The sequence below is a fragment of the Chryseobacterium sp. CBo1 genome (assembly GCF_001693475.1).
In the GTDB taxonomy this organism is placed as follows: domain Bacteria; phylum Bacteroidota; class Bacteroidia; order Flavobacteriales; family Weeksellaceae; genus Chryseobacterium; species Chryseobacterium formosense.
Genome location: NZ_MAUH01000058.1, coordinates 1 through 1,455, shown reverse-complemented (window position 1 = coordinate 1,455; position 1,455 = coordinate 1). Strand labels below are relative to the sequence as shown.

The following is a 1,455-nucleotide window of genomic DNA, read 5'->3' as shown; positions in this document are numbered from 1 at the left end:
CAAATAAAATCGGATTCAATCCGAAAAAGAAGACAGTTGTATTTTCAACAGAAATTAATAAATTTATAACCCTAAATACTCCTTAAGGATTTATTCCAAAATGTCCAAGTTAGTTTGAAGACGTACAAAGTTCAAAAAGATGCTTTGAAGTACTTTTGGGATTACGCAGAACCAAACTCAATGTTAGGAAGAGAGCGTTACCATGAAGATAATATTTATCCTCAGAATGACAAAAATGTTATTACAACCGGAGGCTCAGGGTTTGGGTTAGCTACAATTTTAGTAGGTGTGGAAAGAGGTTTTGTTCCAAGAAAAGAAGCAGTAAAAAGACTGGCTACTATGATGGATTTTCTTGCCAAAGCAGACCGTCATAAAGGAGCATGGTCACATTGGATCAATGGAGAAACCGGAAAAACAGTTCCATTTGGTAAAAAAGATAATGGTGGAGATCTTGTGGAAACTGCATTTTTAACTTCAGGGATTTTAATGGTTCGTGAATATTTCAAAAACGGAAATGCAGAAGAAAAAGCATTGGCAAAAAAATGTGACGAACTTTGGAAAGGAATTCAATGGAACTGGTATACGAAAGGAGGCGAGAAAGTTTTGTATTGGCACTGGTCACCCGAATATCAGTGGGACATGAACTTTCCACTGGAAGGCTACAATGAATGTTTAATTACTTACATTTTAGCCGCTTCATCGCCAACATATTCAATAGATGCTGAAACCTATTACAAAGGTTGGACAAGAAACGGAACCTATCTTTCAGACAGAGAAAAATATGGACTTCCAATGTATGTAAAGCACAACGGTGCAGAAGAATATGGCGGACCGCTTTTCTGGGCTCATTATTCTTATATCGGTTTAGATCCTACAAACTTATCTGATAAACTGATCAAAAATTACTTTGATTTAAACAAAAATCAGGTTCTTATCGATTACAAATACTGTGTAGAAAATCCAAAAGGATGGAAAGGTTACGGACCAAATTATTGGGGATTAACGGCATCTTACTCAAGAAACAAAGATGGAGGTGTTGGCTACGATGCTCATTTTCCGCAAAACGATCACGGTGTGATTACTCCGACGGCGGCTTTGAGCAGTTTTCCGTATTCACCGAAAGAATCTATGGATTTCCTGAAATTTATTTATACTCAAAAACCAGAATTTATAGGTTCTGCAGGACCTTATGATGCAACTTCGATTCATTATAACAATTGGACGACGCCAAGATATTTAGCCATCGATCAGGGAACTATTGCTCCGATGATTGAAAACTACCGTACAGGATTTTTATGGAAATTATTCATGAATGCTCCTGAAATCCAACAAGGATTAAAGAAATTAAGTTTTAAATCAGAAAAATATAACATTAAATAGTATTTTTAAGGAGCTTAATCCCGCTCTCTGCACTCGCTATTTTTAGTGATTTTGCAGCGGCGGCAAAGCCGCCGC

At 36.8% G+C, this 1,455-nt stretch carries 1 protein-coding gene; it reads left to right on the top strand.

All coding sequences use genetic code 11. The annotated features are described in order from the left end of the window. Positions 1-114: 114 nt before the first annotated feature. Positions 115-1,380, top strand: a complete 1,266-nt coding sequence (locus tag BA768_RS18705; RefSeq protein WP_228388505.1) for a glucoamylase family protein — start codon at positions 115-117, stop codon at positions 1,378-1,380. The last annotated feature ends 75 nt before the right edge of the window (positions 1,381-1,455 follow it).